Genomic DNA, 231 nt, shown 5'->3' on the forward strand with positions numbered 1-231 from the left:
GTGTCTACCAATTCCACCACCACCGCAGCTGCAGGCATTCTATTCGCATCATGCACAAAAAGAAAGCCTTTGGCGAAATTATTCACCAGTTTTTGGTGCAGTTGGTGAAGTTTCAGTCGATTGAGCAGGTGCAGTCTGAGTCGTTGGAACGCTATTCAGAGTATAAGCATCTGTAGTCTGCTTTTTGGCAAATACCGCCAAAGTCAAGCTGGTAATAAAGAACAATGCCGT

At 45.0% G+C, this 231-nt stretch carries 1 pseudogene; it reads right to left on the reverse strand.

Annotation, left to right across the window (positions count from 1 at the left end):
* Window positions 1-78: 78 nt before the first annotated feature.
* Window positions 79-231: pseudogene (locus B4033_RS06770) on the reverse strand (preprotein translocase subunit SecG); the annotation flags it as partial.

It is taken from the genome of Acinetobacter sp. UBA3132 (assembly GCF_002364825.1).
GTDB lineage: Bacteria > Pseudomonadota > Gammaproteobacteria > Pseudomonadales > Moraxellaceae > Acinetobacter > Acinetobacter schindleri.